Source organism: Nitratidesulfovibrio liaohensis (assembly GCF_011682075.1).
GTDB lineage: Bacteria > Desulfobacterota > Desulfovibrionia > Desulfovibrionales > Desulfovibrionaceae > Cupidesulfovibrio > Cupidesulfovibrio liaohensis.
Genome location: NZ_VSMK01000182.1, coordinates 2,501 through 5,173 on the forward strand (window position 1 = coordinate 2,501; position 2,673 = coordinate 5,173).

Sequence of the window (2,673 nt, forward strand, 5' to 3'; positions counted from 1 at the left end):
CTGGCGACCGATAGTGCACCAGTACCGTGAGGGAAAGGTGAAAAGAACCCCTGTCAGGGGAGTGAAATAGAACCTGAAACCTGTTGCCTACAAGCTGTGGGAGCACCAATAAGGTGTGACCGCGTGCCTTTTGCATAATGAGTCAGCGAGTTACTCTGTCCAGCAAGGTTAAGCGCAAGCGGAGCCGTAGCGAAAGCAAGTCTGACAAGGGCGCTAAGTTGGGCGGAGTAGACCCGAAACCGGGTGATCTATCCATGAGCAGGTTGAAGCACGGGTAAAACCGTGTGGAGGACCGAACCAGTAACGGCTGAAAACGTTTTGGATGACTTGTGGATAGGGGTGAAAGGCCAATCAAACTCGGTGATAGCTGGTTCTCCCCGAAATATATTGAGGTATAGCCTCGGGAAATTGTCTTGCGGAGGTAGAGCACTGACAGGGCTAGGGGTCTCACCAGATTACCAAACCCTTTCAAACTCCGAATGCCGCTAAGATGTACCCCGGGAGTCAGACGGCGGGTGCGAAGGTCCGTCGTCAAAAGGGAAACAGCCCAGATCGACAGCTAAGGTCTCCAAATCCATGCTCAGTGGTCAAGGTGGTGGAGTTGTTCAGACAGCCAGGACGTTGGCTTAGAAGCAGCCATCGTTTAAAGAAAGCGTAATAGCTCACTGGTCTAATGACTCTGCGCCGAAAATGTAACGGGGCTAAGCATGGTACCGAAGCTTCGGGATCGCTTAGGCGATCGGTAGGGGAGCGTTCCCTGCGGGCAGAAGGTGTGCCGGAAGGCATGCTGGACTGCAGGGAAGTGATTATGCTGACATGAGTAACGATAAAACAGGTGAAAAACCTGTTCGCCGTAAACCCAAGGTTTCCTGGGTAAAGGTAATCTTCCCAGGGTTAGTCGGTCCCTAAGGCGAGGGCGAGAGCCGTAGCCGATGGAAAACGGGTTAATATTCCCGTACTTGCGCGAGTGTGCGATGGAGGGACGCAGGAAGGTAGGCAGGCCGGCTGTTGGCTTAGCCGGTGCAAGCAGGTAGGCTTGAGGGTAGGCAAATCCGCCCTCTTCAAGGCCGAGACGCGAGTCCGTGACCGCAAGGTCTGAAGCTGTTGAGCCTCTACTGCCTAGAAAAGCTCCTAAGTTTAGCGCGTGCGAACCGTACCGGAAACCAACACAGGTGGGTGGGGTGAATAACCCAAGGCGCTCGAGAGAACTCTGGCCAAGGAACTCGGCAAAATAACCCCGTAACTTCGGAAGAAGGGGTGCTCTTATGGGTGAAGGATTTACTCTCTAAGCCCACGAGAGCCGCAGAGAAATGAGGGTGGCGACTGTTTACTAAAAACATAGGTCTCTGCTAAGTCGCAAGACGACGTATAGGGACTGACGCCTGCCCGGTGCCGGAAGGTTAAGAGGAGAGGTCAGCGCAAGCGAAGCTTTGAATCGAAGCCCCGGTAAACGGCGGCCGTAACTATAACGGTCCTAAGGTAGCGAAATTCCTTGTCGGGTAAGTTCCGACCTGCACGAATGGCGTAACGATCTCCCTACTGTCTCGGCCAGAGACTCGGTGAAATTGAAGTCGCGGTGAAAATGCCGTGTACCCGCAGAAAGACGGAAAGACCCTGTGCACCTTTACTATAGCTTGACATTGGGTTTTGGGCTTGCATGTGTAGGATAGGTGGGAGGCTGTGAACCCTGTACGCCAGTATGGGGGGAGCCAACCTTGAAATACCACCCTTGCAAGTCTAAGGCTCTAATCCATGCCCGTTACCCGGGGTGGAGACAGTGTCTGGTGGGTAGTTTGACTGGGGCGGTCGCCTCCCAAACAATAACGGAGGCACGCAAAGGTTCCCTCAGCCTGATCGGAAACCAGGCGTCGAGTGCAAACGCATAAGGGAGCTTGACTGCAAGACAGACATGTCGAGCAGGGACGAAAGTCGGCGTTAGTGATCCGGTGGTTCCGCATGGAAGGGCCATCGCTCATTGGATAAAAGGTACGCCGGGGATAACAGGCTGATCGCGCCCAAGAGTTCATATCGACGGCGCGGTTTGGCACCTCGATGTCGGCTCATCACATCCTGGGGCTGAAGCAGGTCCCAAGGGTACGGCTGTTCGCCGTTTAAAGTGGTACGCGAGCTGGGTTTAAAACGTCGTGAGACAGTTTGGTCCCTATCTTCTGTGGGCGTAGGAGACTTGAGAGGGCCTGTCCCTAGTACGAGAGGACCGGGATGGACGCACCCCTGGTGGTCCTGTTGTCACGCCAGTGGCACAGCAGGGTAGCTATGTGCGGAAGGGATAACCGCTGAAAGCATCTAAGCGGGAAGCCTGCCTCAAGATAAGGTCTCCCTCTCTTCGGAGCTGAAGGGCCCGGGTAGACAACCCGGTTGATAGGCTGGAGGTATACATGCGGTGACGCATTCAGCTGACCAGTACTAATAGCCCGTGCGCCTTGTTTTCTTCTCTACACTTCCTTTCCACCCTGTTTGATTACATCTTTCGGTCCCGGACGATGTGGCGGCGCACAATAGCCAGCCTTGCCGGACGGTGACCAGAAATTTGTGCTGGTGTCCATGGAGGAGGGGGTACACCCGATCCCATTCCGAACTCGGAAGTTAAGCCCTCCATCGCCGATGATACTGCGTACTCTTGCGTGGGAAAGTAGGCCGATGCCAGCACTTATT

The 2,673-nt window shown here is 54.6% G+C and carries 2 rRNA genes (1 of these 2 running past the window's edge); both read left to right on the forward strand.

The annotated features are described in order from the left end of the window. Positions 1–2,449, forward strand: a 23S ribosomal RNA gene (locus FVW27_RS07385) (it extends 479 nt beyond the left edge of the window). A gap of 103 nt (positions 2,450–2,552) precedes the next feature. After that, positions 2,553–2,667 (forward strand): 5S ribosomal RNA (gene rrf, locus FVW27_RS07390). Positions 2,668–2,673 lie beyond the last annotated feature (6 nt).